The sequence below is a fragment of the Pseudomonas sp. CP-1 genome (assembly GCF_021213715.1).
GTDB lineage: Bacteria > Pseudomonadota > Gammaproteobacteria > Pseudomonadales > Pseudomonadaceae > Pseudomonas > Pseudomonas aeruginosa.
In genome coordinates this window covers 367,038-384,000 of sequence record NZ_JAJQKY010000001.1, presented here as the reverse complement: position 1 = coordinate 384,000, position 16,963 = coordinate 367,038, and the positions used below count along the sequence as shown (strand labels likewise).

Genomic DNA, 16,963 nt, shown 5'->3' with positions numbered 1-16,963 from the left:
GACGACCTCCTCATGTGTGTTTACAACAAACTATCATTATTTTGCTGAAAACACACCTTGATTCGGTCGAACCTAGAGAACCACGCGCAAGCATTGACCGGCGTGATAGAGAGAAAAACCCATCTCGTAGGCGCAACTGCGCAGCCTGGCCGCGGGGACGGGCTTCATGTCACTGAACGGCAACGGCAATGTCGCTCGCTCGCCGCTCAGCAGGTAGTCGGCGAACGCCTTGCCCACTACCGTACCGGTGGTCACGCCGCGTCCGTTGTAGCCGGTCACCGCCAGCAAGCCTTGCGCAGGCTCGAACAGGCGCATCAGATGATCGGGGGTGAAGGCGATGCAACCCGTCCAGCTGTACTCCCAGTTGACCTGGCCCAGGTCGGGAAAGTAATGGCTCTGGATTCGATCGGCCCATTGCCGCAGGAACCAGGCGGGCTTGTTCGCGCCATTGCCGAGGCTTCCCAGCAACAGGCGGCCCTGGGCATCGCGACGGATGCTGCTGAGCACCGTCCTGGTGTCCCAGGAACCCTGGCCGTGAGGCAGGATGCGCTCGGCCGCGGCGCCGTGCAGCGGCGCCGAAGCCACCTGGTAGTAGTAGCCGGGAAAGAAGTGCCGCCTCAGGTTGGTCCACTCGCCCTCGGTATAGGCGTTGGAGGCGATCACCACCTGTTCCGCCAGTACCGCCCCCGCGGCGCTGCGCACCGCCCACAGCGCGCCCTGCCGCTCCAGGGCGAGCACCGGCGAGCGCTGGTACAGTTGCCCGCCACGCTGTACGACGGCAGTGGCCAGTCCGCGCGAATAGGCCATGGGATTGAGAGTGCCGGCGCGTCGGTCGAGCAACGCCGCGCTGATTCGCCGGGTGCCGCAGGCCTCGTGGCAAGCCGCGCCGGTCAGCAACTCCAGCGGAGCGCCGCGGCGCGTCCACTGCGCGTGACGGCGTTGCAGATCGGCCACGCCGCTGGCGTTGTGCGACATGTGCAGGGTGCCCTCGCGGCGCAACTGGCAATCGATGCCGAGGCGTTCGATGGTCTCCATCACCAGCGCCGGCGCCCGCCCCAGCACGGCGTTGAGCTTTTCTCCCTGCTCGGCGCCGAGGGTGGCGACCACCTCGTCCGGGGGAATCCAGGTGCCGGCGTTGATCAATCCGACATTACGTCCCGACCCGCCGTGGCCGACCTCGTACGCTTCCAGCACGCACACCGAACGGCCCGCCTCCAGCAGGTGGAGCGCCGCCGAAAGCCCGGTGAAACCGGCGCCGATCACACATACGTCGGCGCGCTGCTCGCCGTTCAGGCTCGCCGCTCCGGACAGGCGAGGCGTAACCACTTCCCACAGACACCGTTGCTGCAAACCGCCCATGCGCGACTCCGCTGCCAGCCTCATTGCCATGCGGCGGGAGCCCGCCGCGCCCCGTTCAATCGAAGGTGATGCCCTGTGCCAGCGGCAGCTCGCGGGAATAGTTGACGGTGTTGGTCTGCCGTCGCATGTAGGCCTTCCAGGCGTCCGAGCCGGACTCGCGACCGCCGCCGGTCTCTTTCTCGCCGCCGAACGCCCCGCCGATTTCCGCCCCGCTGGTGCCGATGTTGACGTTGGCGATCCCGCAGTCACTGCCCGCCGCGCCCTGGAACAGTTCCGCCTCGCGCAGGTCGGTGGTGAAGATGCACGACGACAGTCCCTGGGGAACCTCGTTGTTCAGGCGCAGGGCCTCGTCGAAATCGCGGTAGCCGACCACGTACAGGATCGGTGCGAAGGTCTCCGTGCGCACCACTTCGGTCTGTCCCGGCATCTCGACGATGGCCGGCGACACGTAGTAGGCATCCGGATAGCGCTCCTGCAATTGCCGCTCGCCGCCGAACACCCGTCCCCCCTGCTCGCGGGCTCGCGCCAGGGCGTCCTGCATGGCCAGGTAGCTGCGTTCGTCGATCAGCGGCCCGACCAGGTTGCCCTCCAGCGGATGACCGATACGGACCCTGGAATAGGCTGCCTTGAGGCGCTCGACTATCTCGTCCTTCACCGACTCATGGGCAATCAACCGGCGCAAGGTGGTGCAGCGCTGCCCGGCGGTGCCCACTGCGCCGAACAGGATGCCGCGCACCGCCAGGTCGAGGTCGGCGCTTGGCGCCAGGATCATCGCGTTGTTGCCGCCCAGTTCGAGGATGCAGCGAGCGAAACGCGCCGCCACCCGCGGCGCCACTTCGCGCCCCATGCGAGTGCTGCCGGTGGCGCTGACCAGGGCGACGCGACGGTCGTCCACCAGCGCTTCGCCGGCCTCGCGGTCGCCGATCAGCAATTGGCTCAGGTGCGCCGGCGCATCGCCGCCGAAGGCCCGCGCGGCACGCTCGAACAGTGCCTGGCAGGCCAGTGCGGTGAGGGGGGTCTTCTCCGAAGGCTTCCAGACCACGGAATTACCGCAGACCAGCGCCAGCGCGGTATTCCACGACCACACCGCGACTGGGAAGTTGAACGCGCTGATCACGCCTACCACGCCCAGCGGGTGCCAGGTCTCGCGCATGTGGTGGCCGGGACGCTCGGATGCGATGGTAAGACCGTACAACTGGCGCGAGAGGCCCACCGCGAAGTCGCAGATATCGATCATTTCCTGGACTTCGCCGAGGCCTTCCTGGGTGATCTTGCCCGCCTCCCAGGACACCAGTTCGCCGAGTTCGGCCTTGTGCCGACGCAATTCCTCGCCGAACAGCCGCACCAGTTCACCACGGCGCGGCGCCGGCACCTGGCGCCAGGCGCGGAACGCCTGTTCGGCGCGCTCGACCTTGGCGGCAACGGCGGCGCGCCCCTCCAGTCGCACCGCAGCCAGGCGACTGCCGTCGATGGGGGTATGCACGGCAAGCTCGCCATCGCGAAAAGCATTGGGGTCGAGGCCGAGACTGCGCAGCAATCCGTCGATCATGTGAGGTTCTCCTGGCTGTTCGTTTCCGCTCGTTTTAGTCGGTTTGCCCGGTAGCGACAAACGACCTTTATTCGCCACGTCATTCCGAGTTTTCATACTGGCTCCGAGCTGTCGCGATCCGCCGTCTTTCCCGTACCATGCACGCCTTCGCCGGCCAGCCCTCGCCTACCCGACATGGACAAGAAAAAGCTGTTGCGCCTGATCACGGAAAAGCTCGCCGCGGACCTGGAAGTCGCCGTCCGCGCCGCGCAGACCGCCCATGAGACGGCAACCCACGAAGAGAACGTCGCCGAGAACAAGTACGACACCCTCGGCCTGGAGGCGGCCTACCTGGCCGCCGGGCAGTCGCGCCGGGTCGAGGAGATCCGCCAGGCGCTGGGCCTGTACCGCAATCTGGTGCTGCGCGATTTCGACGAGGAACAGGGCATCCAGCTCACCGCGCTGGTCACCCTGCTGAACGCCGACGGCAGCCGGCGAACAGTGTTCCTCGGCCCCGAGGCGGCCGGGCTGAAGATCGATTGTGAAGGTCGCGAGGTGTTGGTCATCACACCTCGCTCGCCACTGGGCCAGAGCCTGATCGGCAGGCACCCGGGCGACGAGACCGGGGCGAAGGACTCCCCCCTTGCGGTGGAAATCCTCGCCGTCGACTGAGGCTACTGCTGCGGCGCACCGCAGGCGCCGCAGAACTTCGCGCCCGCCGCGAGATCGGCGTTGCAGGCGATACAGCGCAGCGGCGCCAGGGCGCCGCCGCAGCCCTGGCAGAATCGTGCCGTCGCCGCATTCGCGGTGCGGCAGGCGGGACAGGCCATTCCCGCCGCGACTGGCGCCGGCGGATAGCCGCCCTGACCGCGGTGATGACCGCCGCCGTGATGACCACCGCCCTGTCCATGATGACGCCCACCCATCAACAACCGTTCGAAGAACCCCATGGCACAACCCTCTCGTCTGGATCTGACGGCTTCCAGTGAAAAGGCTGTAGCCACTACAGGGTCAATGGCGCGGAAACATCGGGAAACTCAAGTCCGCTTCACCACAGCGGCAACGCGTAGCTGACGATCAGCCGGGTCTCGTCGATGTCGTTGCCGAAATCGCTGCGGAAGGTGCCGTTGCGCAACTTGATCCCCAGGTTCTTCAGCGGCCCCGATTGCACCAGGTAGGCGATATCGGTGTCCCGCTCCCATTCCTTGCCGCGCCCACCGCCGTCAAGAAGGTCGATGTGTTCGCCACGCAGGTAGCGGCTCATGAATGTCAGGCCGGGCAGGCCGATGGCGGCGAAATCGTAGTCGTAGCGCAACTGCCAGGAGCGCTCGTCCTTGTTGGCGAAATCGCCGATCTGCACGAAGTTGACCAGATACGGATCGGTCCCGGCCAGGTAGGCGAAACCGCTGTCGCCGGACATGCGCTGGTAGCCGAGGCCGAAGGCGTGGCCGCCCAGGCGATAGGTGAACAGCGCATTCAGCGCGCGATTGTCGACGCGGCTGCCGCCCTCGTCGGTGGAACGCGCCCAGCGGATGTCGGACTTCAGCGACTGGTCATCGGCGAGCGGCAAGAGGTGCTGCACGCCGAGATAATGCTGGCGGTAGAAATCCTCCAGGTTGGCGTAGTGGTAGCTGCTGCTCAGGCGCTCGCTCCAGCGGTAGGTACCGCCGGCGAAGTCGAAGCGGTCGCTGCCGGGGTGCCGGCCCGCCAGTACGTTGCGCTTGTTGCCGCGGGTGATGCCGAGGTCTTCGGCGTTGGTCGAGTCGCGCTGCTTGACCTGGCGCAACTGGCCGAACTGCAGCGCCAGCCCGTCGATCTCGTTCACTTCCAGCAGTCCGCCCTGGAAGGTTTGCGGGTGCAGGCGCGTGTCGTTGAACTGCACCACCGGCAGCCTGGGCATCAGGGTGCCGATCTTCAGCGTACTGTGCGAGACCCGTAGCTTGGCGGTCAGGCCCAGGCTGGAATAGTCGTGGGCGGCGCGCCGGTCGCTCGTCGAATACGGCAACAGACCGCTACCGGATCGCTCTGGCGAGGAGTCCAGCCTGACACCCAGCAGGCCCAGCGCATCGACACCCAGGCCGAAGAGCCCCTCGGTGTAGCCGGACTCGTAGCGCAACAGGAAACCCTGCGCCCACTCCTCCGAATAGGACTGGCTGGCGCCGGGCTGGCGATAGTCGCGATTGAAATAGAAATTGCGCAGTTCGAGGCCGGCCTTGCCGTCGGCAAAAAACTCCGCCTGGGCGAACGACGGCAGCAACGCCAGCCCCGCGGCCAGCATCGGAACGGGAAGAATTTTCATTGTTGTTGTCTCTTCGTCGTCAGTGGATAGACACGGCGCCGCGGCCACTCCCTGCCGCGACCGCCGTGGCGGAGCGGATCAGACCCCGGCGAGCATGCCCTCCAGGCGTTGACGCACCAGTTGGCGCGCCTGCTCGACGATGTCCCTGAGCAACTCGGCGCAGGCCGGTTCGTCGTCGATCAGGCCCTGGACCATGCCGGCCGACCAGATCCCCAGGTCGGTATCGCCCTGCTGGTACACCTGGCGACCGCGCTGGCCGCTGACCAGCGCGGCGATATCGGCGTAGCCGGCGCCGCCGCGTGCCTCGATCGCCAGTACTTCCTGGCTGATCGCGTTGCGCGCCACCCGCGCGGTATTGCGCAGGGAACGCATGATCAGGTCGGTGGAACGCTCGTCGGCCGCACGGATCGCCGCCTTCACCGCAGGGTGTATCGGACATTCGCGAGTGGCCAGGAAGCGCGTGCCCATGTTGATCGCGTCGGCACCCAGCGCCAGCGCCGCGACCAGGCCACGTCCATCGGCGAAACCGCCGGAGGCGATGATCGGCACGCGTAGCCGGTTGGCCGCGGCCGGCAGCAACACCAGGCCGGGGATGTCGTCCTCGCCCGGGTGGCCGGCACACTCGAAGCCGTCGATGGAGACGGCGTCCACACCGAGTCGCTCGGCCTTGAGCGCATGGCGCACGGCGGTGCACTTGTGGATCACCTTGACGCCGTGTCGACGGAATTCGGCGATGTGCTCGCCGGGGTCGTTGCCGGCGGTTTCGACGACGCGGATTCCCGCCTCGATGATGGCTGCACGATATTCGGCATAGGGCACCGGCTTCTGCGTCGGCAGCAAGGTCAGGTTGACCCCGAACGGCCGATCGGTCAGCTCGCGGCAGCGGGCAATCTCCGCAGCCAGTGCCTCCGGGCTCGGCTGGGTCAACGCCGACAGCGTCGCCAGGCCACCGGCGTTGGCCACCGCCGCAGCCATCTCGGCACGGCCGACCCACTGCATACCGCCCTGCATGATCGGGTGTTCGACGCCGAAGGTCTCGGTGAAACGGGTCCTGAACACGCCCATGGATTGCCTCCTCGGTCAGATCGGGTCCCAGGAGAACACGTCCGGGCTGCGCGCCAGGTCCATGAAGCTGCCGCGCAACGCCGGCATGCCGTGCTCGGCGATGCTCTCCGGGGTCCAGCCGCGCTCGCTATGCACACTGCGCAGCGGCCGGCTCTGACTCATCAGGAAGAGTTCGTGGTGACGCGCGGCGAACACCTGGCCGGTGACCTCGCGGGCGGCGTCGGACGCCAGGTAGACGGCCAGCGGCGCGTTCTTCTCGGGGGTCATGCGCTGCAGCTTGTCGACGCGGGCCTTCTGCTCCGGGGTCTCGGCCGGAATCGAGTCGGTCATCCGGCTCCAGGCGAACGGCGCGATGCAATTCGAACGCACGTTGTAGCGCTGCATGTCGAGGGCGATGGATTTGCTCAAGGCGACGATGCCCAGCTTGGCCGCGGAATAATTGGCCTGGCCGAAGTTGCCGATCAGCCCGGAAGTGCTGGTCATGTGTACGAAGGCGCCGGCCTGCTGGGTACGGAAGCGTTCGGCGGCGGCCCGGCTGACGAAGAAGCTGCCGTTGAGATGGACATTGATCACCGACAGCCAGTCGTCGGCGCTCATCTTGTGGAAGATCGCATCGCGCAGGATGCCAGCGTTGTTCACCACGATATCCAGACGCCCGAAACCGTCCATGGCGCATTCGACGATACGCCGCGCGCTGTCCCAGTCGGCGACGCTGTCGGTGTTGATCAGACCTTCGCCGCCTCGCTGGCGGATCAGGCCAAGGGTCTCTTCGGCCGGCGAGGCCGACCCGCCCTCGCCCTGTAGCGATACGCCGATATCGTTGATCACCACCCGTGCCCCGGAATCGGCCAGGGCCAGGGCGATCTCGCGGCCGATGCCGCCGCCCGCGCCGGTAACGATCGCGACCTTGCCTTCATTGAGTCTGCTGCTCATGGGTAATCCTCTTCGTCCCGTGGATGTCGTTCGGTTGCGCTCAGCCCGGCAGGCCGAGGACGCTCTTGGCCAGGATGTTGCGCTGGATTTCGTTGCTGCCGCCGTAGATGGTGGTCGGCCGCGACTGGATGAAGATCCCCGCCGGATGCAGCTCGGGGTCTTCGGCGAAGGGCTGTAGCAGGGCCGAGTCCTCCCCGGCGACCTCCAGGCCCAGCTCGCTGATGCGCTGGAACAGTTCGGACTGGAATATCTTCAGCATGGATACCTCCGGGCCGAGGCTCTCCCCACGCCGCAGGCGTTCGGCGAAACGCTCGTAGAGCGCTTTGTGGCTGTCCAGGTCCATGCTCAGCGCGGCGAAGCGGCGCGCGAACAGAGGGTCGTGCCACAGTCCCAGGTGCCGGGCCAGGCGCTCCAGGCGCTGGAGGGCGAAGGTGGACTGCTTGGGCGAACCGAGGAAGATCCGCTCGAAACCGAGCAGCGCCTTGGCCATGCTCCAGCCCTGGTTGATTTCGCCGACCAGGCTGTCGTAGGGCACCCGCACGTCGTTGAAAAACACTTCGCAGAACTCGCCGTGCAGCTCCAGGTTGAGGATCGGCCGCACCTCGATGCCCGGGCTGTCCATCGGCACCAGCAGGAAGCTGATGCCGTGCTGCGCCTTGGCGCTGCGCTCGGTGCGGACCAGCAGGAAGATCCAGTTGGCCTCCGAGCCCATGGTGGTCCAGGTCTTCTGTCCGTTGATCACCCACTCGCCGTTTTCCAGGCGCGCCTCGGTGCGCAGGCTGGCCAGGTCGGAGCCGGCGTTGGGCTCGCTGTAGCCCTGGCACCAGATGTCTTCGCCGCTGAGAATGCGCGGCAGGAAGCGCGCCCGTTGCGCCTCGTCGCCATAGCGGATCAACAATGGGCCGAGCATGGTCACGCCGCTGTCGGGCAAGCGCGCGCAGCCGTACTCCTCCATTTCCTCCATCATGATCAGTTGCTTGCCGGCGCTCAGCCCCATGCCGCCGTACTCCCTGGGCCAGCCGGGACACAGCCAGCCCTGGCGCGACAACAGCAGGTACCACTCGCGGGTTTCCTCGCGCCCCAGGCGACGGGGCGGATTGCGGATGCGCTGCGGATAGTTGGCGGCGATCCACTCACGGACCATCAGGCGAAAGGCGTTGTCGTCGAGACTGTCGTAGTCGCTCATCTCAGTTTCCTCTGAATACGGGGGGACGCTTGGCGAGAAAGGCCGCCTTGCCCTCGGCGTGGTCGGCGCTGAGGAACAACTGGCTCTGCAACTCGCCCTCCCGCTCCAGCAATAGGTCAAGGCCCTCGGCGAGCAACGCCTTGGTCATCGCCAGGGGCAACGGCGCCTGCTGCTCCACCCGCCCGGCCAGTTCCAGCGCCATCGCCAAGGCGCCGCCAGCGGCGCAGAGGCGGTCGGCCAGGCCGATGCGCAGTGCCTCCTCGGCCTCTACCACCTGGCCGAACATCAGGATCTGCCGTGCCCGCCCCCAACCGATGCGCGCCGGCAAGGTATGCAACTGGCCAAGGTCGGCGAGCAGCCCGACCTTGCCGAAGCCGGCGGCGAAGCGGGCGCCGGCGCCGCAAACGATGCTGTCGCAGGCCAGCGCCACGGACAGCCCGGCTCCCACCGCCCAGCCCTCGACCGAGGCGATCAGCGGCTTGCCCATGCGCACCATCTGCCGCACCAGCCGCGCGTTGTCCTGCATTCGCGCCCTGCCGGCGGCCAACTCGGTCACCCGCATGTCGCCCAGGTCGCCGCCGGCGCAGAACACCTCTTCGCCACCGGTCAGCAGCACGCTGCGGATCGATGGGTCGCATTCGGCCGCCTCCAGGGCCCGCAGCAATTCCATGCGCAGCGCCGGCGACAGTGCGTTGCGCCGGGCCGGGTTGTCGAAGCGCAGCAGGCGCACCGTGCCGCGCGTTTCCTGCAACAAACCGCTCATCAGGCCACCTCCCGCTGTAGCAGCGCGGCGTAGCGCGCCTTGTGGAACGCCAGCGAGCCGTGGGCATTGAGCAGTACCATGGCGCGGCGCAGGAACAGGCCGATGTCCGCCTCGTCGGTGTAGCCGATGCCGCCGTGCAACTGGATGGCCTGGCGGGTCACCAGCAGAGCCGCTTCCGAGGCCCGTACCCGTGCGCTGGAAACCTGCCGCTGGCGCTCGCTTTCCGACGCCCCGGCATCGATCGCGGCGGCGGCCTGCTCGACCATGGCGCGCGACAGTTCGATCTGGATCCTCAGGTCGACCATGCGGTGCTGCAGCGCCTGGAAACTGCCGATCTCGCGGCCGAACTGGCGACGTACCTTGAGGTACTCCAGGGTTCGCTCGAAGGCGCCATCCATCAGTCCGACCAGATAGGCCGCGCAGGCCAGCGCTGCCTCGTCCAGAACCTGTTCCGCCACCTCGCCGGACAACCACCGTGCCGGCGCATCGCGGAAACGCAGGCGCGCCAGGTGAGCGCCATCCTGGGTCGCCTCGCAGAGCAGTTCCACGCCATCGGCATCGCGCTCGACCAGCGCCAGGCCCTGCTCGCAGGCCACCAGCCAGGCATCGGCGGCGCCAGCCAGATGTACGTGAGCGACTTCGCCGTGCAGCCGCCCTTCCTGCATACGAGGGCGCCGCCGCCCATCGCGGTAGGCGATGCCCGCCGGCAGGACCAGCCGCTCAGCGGCCAGCAACGCAACGCGCTCGTCTTCCGGCAGCAACGGCGCCACCAGCCCGGCCTCCATCAGCGGCTCGGGCAGCAGGCCGCGCCCCAGCGCCTCCAGCAACGCCGCGTATTCGCTCATGCCCAGGCCGCTGCCGCCCAACGCTTCATCCAGGCGCAGCGCCGGCCAGCCCATGGCGCAGACCTCGCGCCAGGCCTGGCGGTCCACCCCGCTACCGGTGAAACGACTGCGGCGCACGCGGCTCAGGTCGCCGTCGCGCGGCACCAGCGAAGCCGCGCTGTCGCGGATCATCCGCAGACGCTGCTCGCGCTCGCCGGCCCACTCGTCTTGCTCACTCATCTGTTCGCCCTCCTGTCGATACGCCGACCGCCCGTCCGTCATCTGCACGGGCGGCGCCGGCTTGTCCGCGCGGAGCGACCGCGCAGGCCGTGGTCCGGACGCGCGACGGATGGCTCCGCTGCCGCGCCGCCGGAACTCCGCTACGGCTTAGCCGCGCGGTACCTGAAGCTGCCCGAGGCCATGGCGATGACCTCGCCGCCCTCGTTGCAGATTTCCGCCGTGCAGAAGCAGATCGTGCGGGTCCGCCGCACCACCCTGCCAACCGCACGAAGCTCGCCGCGGGCGCTACCCATGAAGTGGGTAGCCATGTCGATGGTCACCATCGAGCAGTCCGGCAAGCAGGCACGGATCGCCTGGGCCATGGCGGCGTCCAGCACCGACATCAACACCCCGCCATGGAACTGTTGCAGGTAGTTCATCAGTTCCGGGCGATGCCCCAGGCGCACCCGCGCCACCCCGTCGGCATCGGTCCAGCGCTCGAGGCCGATGAACTCCTGGAAGCTGGCGGGCCGCTGCTCCGCCGCTGGCTGTCGTGGAAAAGAACTCATGGATGTGCACTCCTTCCGCAGGATCAGGCCTTGGCCGCGCGCCGCTCGGCGGTATCCACGGCACTGCCCGGCGCTTGCCGTCGGGAAGCGCTCTCGGCATCGCGGGACTCGCGGTTCGGGTCGTAGAGCCGGTCCGCAATGAACAGCGCCGGGATCAGCCCGGTGAGCACGTAGGTGATGCCCATCACCAGGAAACCCGCGCCGATCGACACGTGGGTGGCCAGCAGGCCGATGCCGGCGGGCGCCACCGCCGCGCCGATACGACCCAGGTTGTAGGCGGTGCCCACCGCCGAGCCGCGGACGCGGGTGGAGAAGCTCTCGGTCATGTAGGTGGCCAGCACCCCGACCGGAACGCCGTAGATGAAGCCGAAGGTGATGAGGATCCAGAGGATGTTGGAAGGCGAGTGGTAGAACACGATCAACGGCATGAAGGCGGCGCTGCCGATGGCCCCGGCGGCGAAGGTCAGGCGCCGGCCGAAAAGATCGGCGCAGACACCGGCGGCGACCTTGCCGAGGATCATCGCGCTGTAGGTGCCGACCATGTAGCCGGTCATCGACTTGAAGTTCATCCCCAACTCGCTCTCCAGGTAGGACGGCATCCAGTTGTTGGTGCCGTAGTAGCCGAACAGCAGGAAGCAGGAGGTGAGGCTCCAGAGCAGGAACATGCCGCGCGTTTCCGGATCGCCCAGCATCCGTCCCAGCGGGCCGGCGCCGCCAGCCTCGGCGTGGCTCTGCGGAGCCGCGCCGGGACGCTGGCGCCCGGCCTGGGCCGCGAGCCAGGACGGCGACTCCGGCACCCAGGGCCGCAGGGCCAGGCAGACCAGCGCCGGCGCCACGGCGGTGAAGAACAAGGTGCGCCAGCCGAACTCGGGGATGATCTGCCCCGCCAGCAGGGTCGCCACCAGGTAGCCCACGGTCCAGCCGGCCTGCATGGCGGCGAGGATGGTGGTGCGGTACTTGGTTCCGACGCACTCGGACATCAGGATGTTGCAGGCGACGAACAGCGAGCCGAGGCCGAGCGAGGCGACGAAGCGGATCAGCGCGAACTGCCAGTAGTTCTGGGTCAGCCCCAGCAACGCGGTACCGATGGAGAACAGCACGATGGTCCAGGTCACCACTCGCACCCGGCCGAAGCGGTCGCAGCACCAGCCGCCATAGATACCGCCGACGGCCATGCCGGCGAGAGTCAGGCTGCCGAGGGAGCCGGCTTCGAAGTTGCTCAGGCCGAATTCGGCCTTCAGGCTGTTGAGGCTGTAGGCCAGGAACATCAGGTCGACGCCGTCGGCGAGCAGGCCGAGGAAGCAGAAGACGAAGGCGATCAGCATGGTGCGCCGGGAGATGGCCGGCGCCGGGTTCGGGGAAAGCGCGGTTGCATTCATTATTCTTGTTCTCGCAAGCAGGATTTCGGTTGATCTTCACGGCAGCCCGACGGTCGTTCCCTCGCGCCACCGCCCTTCGCTTCAGTCCGGCCGCTCTGGCGGCGGACCTACCCGGCCGTTGTCCAGCACCACCACATCGCGCTCGACGACGCGAGTGCGGAACGAGCCGTCGCTCCACATCTCGGTACGCAAGGTCTCGCCGGGAAACACCGGAGCCGAGAAACGCACCTGCAGATGTCCCAGTTGCTCCGCGCGGTAGTCGGCGAGCCCGCGCAACACCGCGTGGAATGCCACGCCGAGGGTGCACAGGCCATGCAGGATCGGCCGCGGGAAGCCGGCCCGCAGCGCTGCCGCGGGCTCCGCGTGGAGCGGGTTGTCGTCGCCGTTGAGGCGGTAGTACAGGGCCTGCTCCGGACGGGTCGGCAGGTCGAGTCGCAGGTCGGGCGTCCGTTCAGGCAAGCGATGCGGCATTTCCGGCACCTGCCGGGAACCACCGAAGCCGCCGTCGCCACGAAGGAAGGTGGTGCTGCGGGCGACAGCCAGCACCTCGCCGCTGAGCGCGTCGCTGAGCACCTTCTCGCTGTAGAGCAGCGCGCCCTTGTCGGCGCCCTTGTCTACCAGACCGGTGACCCGGGTCCGACCGATCACCTCGCCTTCCGCCGGCAACGGCCGCCGCCACTCCAGGCGCTGCTCGCCGTGAACCAGGCGCAGCGCGTCCACGCCAGTCGCCGGATTGCCCAGCCAGAAGCCCGGATGACCGAGCACCAGGGCCATGCACGGCAATGCCTGGAGATCGCGGCACGGATCGACGTAGACCAGTTGGCGCTCGTCCAGCGGGTCGCCGCCCAGACCGAGGGTCAATGCGTAGAAGGCGCTGTCGCGCCGGCTGTAGCGCTGGCGTACTTCGGGGATCGGGTAGTTCAGGAGTACCTCAGGATCGAGCGCCATCGGCCACCTCCTCGACTTCCAACACCGCATCCACCGCCCAGGCGCCCTGGCCCTCCGGCAAGGCGATGACCGGGTTGAGGTCCACCGAGCGCAAGCGCTCTCCCGCCTCCCAGGCGAACCGCGAGAGATTCGACAGCAGCCGTGCCAGCGCCGCGACGTCGGCCCGCGGCCGGCCACGCGCGCCGAGCAGGAGCGGCGCGCCTCTGATGCTACGGATCATCGCCTCGGCTTCGTCGACCTCGAACGGGCAGCAGCGGAACACCACGTCCTGCAGCACCTCGACGAAGATCCCGCCCAGGCCGAACAGCGCCACCGGGCCGAACAGCGGATCGCGCTGGATCCCCATGAAGCACTCCACCCCACCCTGCAGCTGACGCGCCACCAGGACGCCATCGAGACGCGCCTGCGGCGCCTTCTCGGCGGCCCGGCGCAGGAGCAGTTGGAAACCGGCGCGTACCGCGTCCGCATCGCTTACGCCAAGCAGCACGCCGCCGATTTCCGACTTGTGCTGGATGTCCGCCGAGGCGAGCTTCAGCACCACCGGGTATCCGATGCCCTCGGCGAAGGCAACCGCCTCTTCGGCACTGCCCAGCACCGCCTCGGCGGCGGACTCGATACCGGCGCGCGCCAGCAGGCGCTTGGCCTCGGCTTCGCCGGGCGTGGAGGCGGGCAACTGTAGCCCGCCGGCAGGCCGGCGCAGGCGCAACGGCCGGGCGAAGGCTTCGCCGAGCCGCCCCATGGCCTGGATCGCCACTACCGCCCGGGTGGGGTCTTCGAACAGTGCGAAGCCGGCCTCCTCGTAGGGTGCCAGCTCCTCCCCCTCGCCCATCACCGAGACCACGAACAGACGCTCGGGATGAGCCTCCTTGATCCGCCGGAACTGCTCGGCCAGACGCGCGCCGATGGAGGCGGCGGTGCCGGCCTGGGTGAAGAAGGCGAGCAGCGAACGGTAGCCACCGTCGACCACCATCGACTCGGTAAAGTCGCGCACCAGCGTCAGGTCGTTCAGGGCCTGCGCGGTGCAGTCCACCGGGTTGATCGGCGAAGCGAAGGACAGCCGTGCCTTCAGCCGCTCCTGGGCCATGTCCGGCATCGGCGGCATCGGCAGGCCGACTTCCTCGGCGACATCGCTGACGATGATCCCGGCGCCGCCGCTGACGGTGATCATGCCGAGACTGTTGCCCAGCGGATAGATACGCCGGGTGGCGAGGTAGGCGATGTCCATCAGTTCCTCGGTGGTCCTGGCGCGGATCACCGCGTAGTCGTCCAGCACGGCGTCCAGCACCTTGTCGTCGCCGGCCAGCGAAGCGGTGTGGGACAGCGCCGCGCGGCTACCCAGGGCGCTGCGCCCGACCTTGTGCAGGATCACCGGCTTGCCGGCGCGATGCGCTGCCTCCAGGGCGGCGAGGAAGCTGTCGACGTTGCGGATGGATTCGGCGTAGGCCATCACCACGTCGATCTCCGGCGACTCCACCAGCCAACCGATGCTGTCGCCCAGGGTGACGTCGGCCTCGTTACCGGTGGCCACGCAGATAGGGGTTCCCAGGCGCCGCTGGCGCGCCATGCCGAGCAGGTGCGCGCCGTAGGCACCGGACTGGGTGGCGATGCCTACCCGGCCGGGCAGCGGTACGCCACGTTCCAGGCTGGTGGAGAAGAACGCGTAATAACCCAGGTTACTGTTGAACGCGCCCAGCGCATTCGGACCGAGCAGGCGCATACCGTGCTCGCGGGCAGCGGCTACCACCGCATCCTGCATCGCCGCGCCGGCCTCGCCGACCTCGCTGAATCCGGAAGAGAACACGATGGCACTGCGCGCCCCCTGGCGGCCCAGCGCCCGGACGGTCTCCAGCACCTGAGGCGCAGGCACCGCGACAATGGCCACGTCCGGTGCCTGCGGCAGCTCCGCAACGCTGGCGAAGGCCGGCAGCCCCTGGATTTCAGCACGATTCGGATTGACCGGGAGGATTTGCCCGGCATAGCCATGGCGCAGCATGTAGGCGATGGGACGGCCACCGATGCGGGTCGGGTCGCTGGAGGCGCCGATCACCGCGACCGAGCGTGGTTCGATCAATGGAGTAAGACTGGCGAAACGGGGAGCGTCGATGAGCTGTTGCGAGTGGTTCGCTGACATGGGTTCACCTGATCCGTTTGTCTGTGGCCGGCACGACAACCTTCTCGCGGGCGAGCGCGCCCGCGGGACGCCGCCACGGCAGCGCCCGGAAGGCCTGTCGGCCAGGGGTCTAGAGCGTGTCGCCGGTGCCGAGCAACGCGGTTACCTGGCTGGACAGCGTGCCGCCGTTGCCGTGCAGCAACGCCACGTCGGCCTTGGCCAACTGCCGCTCGCCGGCCTGGCGGCGGAGCTGGGTCACCGCCTCGATGATCAGGAACATCCCGTACATCCCCGGATGCACGCAGGACAGCCCGCCACCGTTGGTGTTCACCGCCAGCTCGCCGCCGGGCGCGATGCGTCCACCCTGGACGAATGGGCCGCCCTCGCCCTTGGCGCAGAAACCCAGGTCCTCGAGGAACAGCAGGGTGTTGATGGTAAAGGCGTCGTAGAGCATCACCAGGTCGATGTCGGCGTGCCGCACACCGGCCATCTGCATGGCTCGCGGACCGCTTTCCGAGGCCGCCGTCACGGTGAGGTCGGGCATCGACACGATCGAGCGATGCCACTGCGCTCCGGCCGCGCCAAGGAAGTACACCGGCGCATTGGGCAAGTCGCGGGCGCGCTCGGCGCGCACTACCACGCAGGCGCCACCGCCGTCGGTGACCAGGCAGCAGTCGGCGGCACTCAGCGGGTCGCTGACCATCCGCGCGGCAAGGACGTCATCGACGCTCAACGGCCCGCGGGCGAACGCCTCAGGATTCAGGTTGGCCCATTGCCGGGCAGAGACCGCCACCTCGGCGAGCTGCTCGCGTGTGGTGCCGTACTGGTGCATGTGCCGGCTGGCCGCCAGGGCATAGGCGGTGATCGGGTGGCGCGGCTTGTAGGGCGTCTCGTGCCATTGTGGCTCGCTCATCGATACCAGGCGGCCGCCGGCGGTTCGCTGGTTGGAGCCGTAGCAGATCAGCGCAGCGTCGCAGAGACCGGCCTCCAGTGCCAAAGTGGCCTGCAGCAGGTGCAGCTCGAAACTGGAGCCGCCGATATTGGTGCCATCCACGAACTTCGGGCGGATGCCGAGGTATTCGGCGACCGACAAGGTGGGAAAGGCATGGGAGCTGGTGGCGGCGAAGATCGCGTCGATGTCGGAAAGCTTCAGGCCGGCATCGGCAATGGCCTTGAGCGACGCCTGGCCGAGCAGTTCGATGGCGCTGTAGCCCGGCGCCTCGCCGACGCCGGCGCTACCGATGCCGACGATGGCGGTCTTGCTACGGATGGCCGCGCTCATGGTCGTCCCTCCTGGTGGGGAACGAACACCACGACATTGGCACCGTCCTGCTCGACGATGCGCGCCTGCACACGGGTGCCGATCGGCAGGCTCTGGTGCCCGTCGATCCGCGACATCATGCGCACGCCCTCGTCCAGGTCGACCAGCGCGACATTGTGATTGCCGCCGCGGGAGCGATTGACAGTGATCGCGTAGAGCGTACCCAGGCCGCTGGCGGGAACCCACTCGAGATCAGTCTCGCCGCTACCCGGCACCAACTGGCGCGGGTAGAACACATGGCGACCGCTGGAACGGCTGCGCTGCAACATGAAACGGCCCTGGGCGAGAAACGCAAGGTACTGCGCCTCAGGTCCCGGAGTACTGCCATCGGGAAGATCTGCCACGAGGTTTCTCCTTTGTTCTTGTCGACCTTTGCTGCAAAGTGCATCGCGCTGGACGCCGAACCGGATACTGCTTCCGTCCCCGGTTGTACGTTCCGGAAGGCCAGAATATATTCACT

The 16,963-nt window shown here is 67.8% G+C and carries 16 protein-coding genes; 1 reads left to right on the top strand and 15 read right to left on the bottom strand.

What is annotated here, in order from left to right:
• Positions 1-72: 72 nt before the first annotated feature.
• Complete coding sequence (gene amaA, locus LT948_RS01850; RefSeq protein WP_003086327.1) at positions 73-1,359, bottom strand: L-pipecolate oxidase; 1,287 nt, start codon at positions 1,357-1,359, stop codon at positions 73-75.
• 55 nt (positions 1,360-1,414) lie between these two features.
• The gene (gene amaB, locus LT948_RS01845; RefSeq protein WP_003086325.1) at positions 1,415-2,908 is read right to left on the bottom strand and encodes an L-piperidine-6-carboxylate dehydrogenase; all 1,494 of its coding nucleotides are present in this window, start codon (positions 2,906-2,908) and stop codon (positions 1,415-1,417) included.
• A gap of 174 nt (positions 2,909-3,082) precedes the next feature.
• Here amaB and LT948_RS01840 point away from each other — a divergent pair, with 174 nt between their 5' ends.
• Positions 3,083-3,559 carry a GreA/GreB family elongation factor gene (locus LT948_RS01840; RefSeq protein ID WP_003112531.1) on the top strand — a complete coding sequence of 159 codons (477 nt, stop codon included), beginning with the start codon at positions 3,083-3,085 and terminating at the stop codon, positions 3,557-3,559.
• A gap of 2 nt (positions 3,560-3,561) precedes the next feature.
• On the opposite strand, the gene LT948_RS01835 is transcribed toward LT948_RS01840, so the two are convergent.
• From LT948_RS01835 to LT948_RS01775, 13 genes are all read right to left on the bottom strand, one after another.
• Entirely contained in the window at positions 3,562-3,837 is a 276-nt protein-coding gene (locus tag LT948_RS01835; RefSeq protein ID WP_023088486.1) for a zinc ribbon domain-containing protein, read from the bottom strand.
• A 98-nt stretch (positions 3,838-3,935) separates the two neighbouring features.
• Positions 3,936-5,186, bottom strand: coding sequence for an OprD family porin (locus LT948_RS01830; protein ID WP_023092134.1), 1,251 nt, complete (start codon positions 5,184-5,186; stop codon positions 3,936-3,938).
• Between the two features lie 78 nt (positions 5,187-5,264).
• Positions 5,265-6,251: an NADH:ubiquinone reductase gene (locus LT948_RS01825; RefSeq protein ID WP_003086306.1), complete on the bottom strand. Its 987-nt coding sequence runs from the start codon at positions 6,249-6,251 to the stop codon at positions 5,265-5,267.
• 15 nt (positions 6,252-6,266) lie between these two features.
• A complete protein-coding gene (locus tag LT948_RS01820; RefSeq protein WP_003116998.1) occupies positions 6,267-7,184 on the bottom strand; it encodes an SDR family NAD(P)-dependent oxidoreductase in 918 nt (305 codons plus the stop codon).
• A gap of 40 nt (positions 7,185-7,224) precedes the next feature.
• Positions 7,225-8,370, bottom strand: coding sequence for an acyl-CoA dehydrogenase family protein (locus LT948_RS01815; protein ID WP_003116999.1), 1,146 nt, complete (start codon positions 8,368-8,370; stop codon positions 7,225-7,227).
• Between the two features lies 1 nt (position 8,371).
• Positions 8,372-9,133, bottom strand: coding sequence for an enoyl-CoA hydratase/isomerase family protein (locus LT948_RS01810; RefSeq protein WP_033954384.1), 762 nt, complete (start codon positions 9,131-9,133; stop codon positions 8,372-8,374).
• Positions 9,133-10,197 carry an acyl-CoA dehydrogenase family protein gene (locus tag LT948_RS01805; RefSeq protein WP_033995873.1) on the bottom strand — a complete coding sequence of 355 codons (1,065 nt, stop codon included), beginning with the start codon at positions 10,195-10,197 and terminating at the stop codon, positions 9,133-9,135. Before LT948_RS01805 ends, LT948_RS01810 begins: the two co-directional genes overlap by 1 nt.
• A gap of 140 nt (positions 10,198-10,337) precedes the next feature.
• Positions 10,338-10,745, bottom strand: coding sequence for a PaaI family thioesterase (locus LT948_RS01800; protein WP_023097915.1), 408 nt, complete (start codon positions 10,743-10,745; stop codon positions 10,338-10,340).
• Positions 10,746-10,768: 23 nt separating this feature from the next.
• Positions 10,769-12,124 carry an MFS transporter gene (locus LT948_RS01795; RefSeq protein ID WP_003108631.1) on the bottom strand — a complete coding sequence of 452 codons (1,356 nt, stop codon included), beginning with the start codon at positions 12,122-12,124 and terminating at the stop codon, positions 10,769-10,771.
• Positions 12,125-12,205: 81 nt separating this feature from the next.
• Positions 12,206-13,072 (bottom strand): MaoC/PaaZ C-terminal domain-containing protein, encoded by an 867-nt coding sequence (locus tag LT948_RS01790; protein WP_003086287.1) that lies wholly within the window; start codon positions 13,070-13,072, stop codon positions 12,206-12,208.
• Positions 13,056-15,203: an acetate--CoA ligase family protein gene (locus LT948_RS01785; protein ID WP_209364682.1), complete on the bottom strand. Its 2,148-nt coding sequence runs from the start codon at positions 15,201-15,203 to the stop codon at positions 13,056-13,058. Before LT948_RS01785 ends, LT948_RS01790 begins: the two co-directional genes overlap by 17 nt.
• Before the next feature lie 109 nt (positions 15,204-15,312).
• Positions 15,313-16,464 carry a thiolase gene (locus LT948_RS01780; protein WP_033995868.1) on the bottom strand — a complete coding sequence of 384 codons (1,152 nt, stop codon included), beginning with the start codon at positions 16,462-16,464 and terminating at the stop codon, positions 15,313-15,315.
• A complete protein-coding gene (locus LT948_RS01775) occupies positions 16,461-16,847 on the bottom strand; it encodes a Zn-ribbon domain-containing OB-fold protein (protein ID WP_003086280.1) in 387 nt (128 codons plus the stop codon). Before LT948_RS01775 ends, LT948_RS01780 begins: the two co-directional genes overlap by 4 nt.
• Between the last annotated feature and the right edge of the window lie 116 nt (positions 16,848-16,963).

Excerpts from the sequence above, each read along its gene's own strand:
- LT948_RS01785 (WP_209364682.1), bottom strand. The coding sequence starts at position 15,203 with ATGTCAGCGAACCACTCGCAACAGCTCATCGACGCTCCCCGTTTCGCC.
- LT948_RS01840 (WP_003112531.1), top strand. The coding sequence starts at position 3,083 with ATGGACAAGAAAAAGCTGTTGCGCCTGATCACGGAAAAGCTCGCCGCG.
- amaB (WP_003086325.1), bottom strand. The coding sequence starts at position 2,908 with ATGATCGACGGATTGCTGCGCAGTCTCGGCCTCGACCCCAATGCTTTT.
- LT948_RS01780 (WP_033995868.1), bottom strand. The coding sequence starts at position 16,464 with ATGAGCGCGGCCATCCGTAGCAAGACCGCCATCGTCGGCATCGGTAGC.
- LT948_RS01830 (WP_023092134.1), bottom strand. The coding sequence starts at position 5,186 with ATGAAAATTCTTCCCGTTCCGATGCTGGCCGCGGGGCTGGCGTTGCTG.
- LT948_RS01835 (WP_023088486.1), bottom strand. The coding sequence starts at position 3,837 with ATGGGGTTCTTCGAACGGTTGTTGATGGGTGGGCGTCATCATGGACAG.
- LT948_RS01825 (WP_003086306.1), bottom strand. The coding sequence starts at position 6,251 with ATGGGCGTGTTCAGGACCCGTTTCACCGAGACCTTCGGCGTCGAACAC.
- LT948_RS01820 (WP_003116998.1), bottom strand. The coding sequence starts at position 7,184 with ATGAGCAGCAGACTCAATGAAGGCAAGGTCGCGATCGTTACCGGCGCG.
- LT948_RS01795 (WP_003108631.1), bottom strand. The coding sequence starts at position 12,124 with ATGAATGCAACCGCGCTTTCCCCGAACCCGGCGCCGGCCATCTCCCGG.
- LT948_RS01790 (WP_003086287.1), bottom strand. The coding sequence starts at position 13,072 with ATGGCGCTCGATCCTGAGGTACTCCTGAACTACCCGATCCCCGAAGTA.
- LT948_RS01810 (WP_033954384.1), bottom strand. The coding sequence starts at position 9,133 with ATGAGCGGTTTGTTGCAGGAAACGCGCGGCACGGTGCGCCTGCTGCGC.
- LT948_RS01805 (WP_033995873.1), bottom strand. The coding sequence starts at position 10,197 with ATGAGTGAGCAAGACGAGTGGGCCGGCGAGCGCGAGCAGCGTCTGCGG.
- amaA (WP_003086327.1), bottom strand. The coding sequence starts at position 1,359 with ATGGGCGGTTTGCAGCAACGGTGTCTGTGGGAAGTGGTTACGCCTCGC.
- LT948_RS01815 (WP_003116999.1), bottom strand. The coding sequence starts at position 8,370 with ATGAGCGACTACGACAGTCTCGACGACAACGCCTTTCGCCTGATGGTC.
- LT948_RS01800 (WP_023097915.1), bottom strand. The coding sequence starts at position 10,745 with ATGAGTTCTTTTCCACGACAGCCAGCGGCGGAGCAGCGGCCCGCCAGC.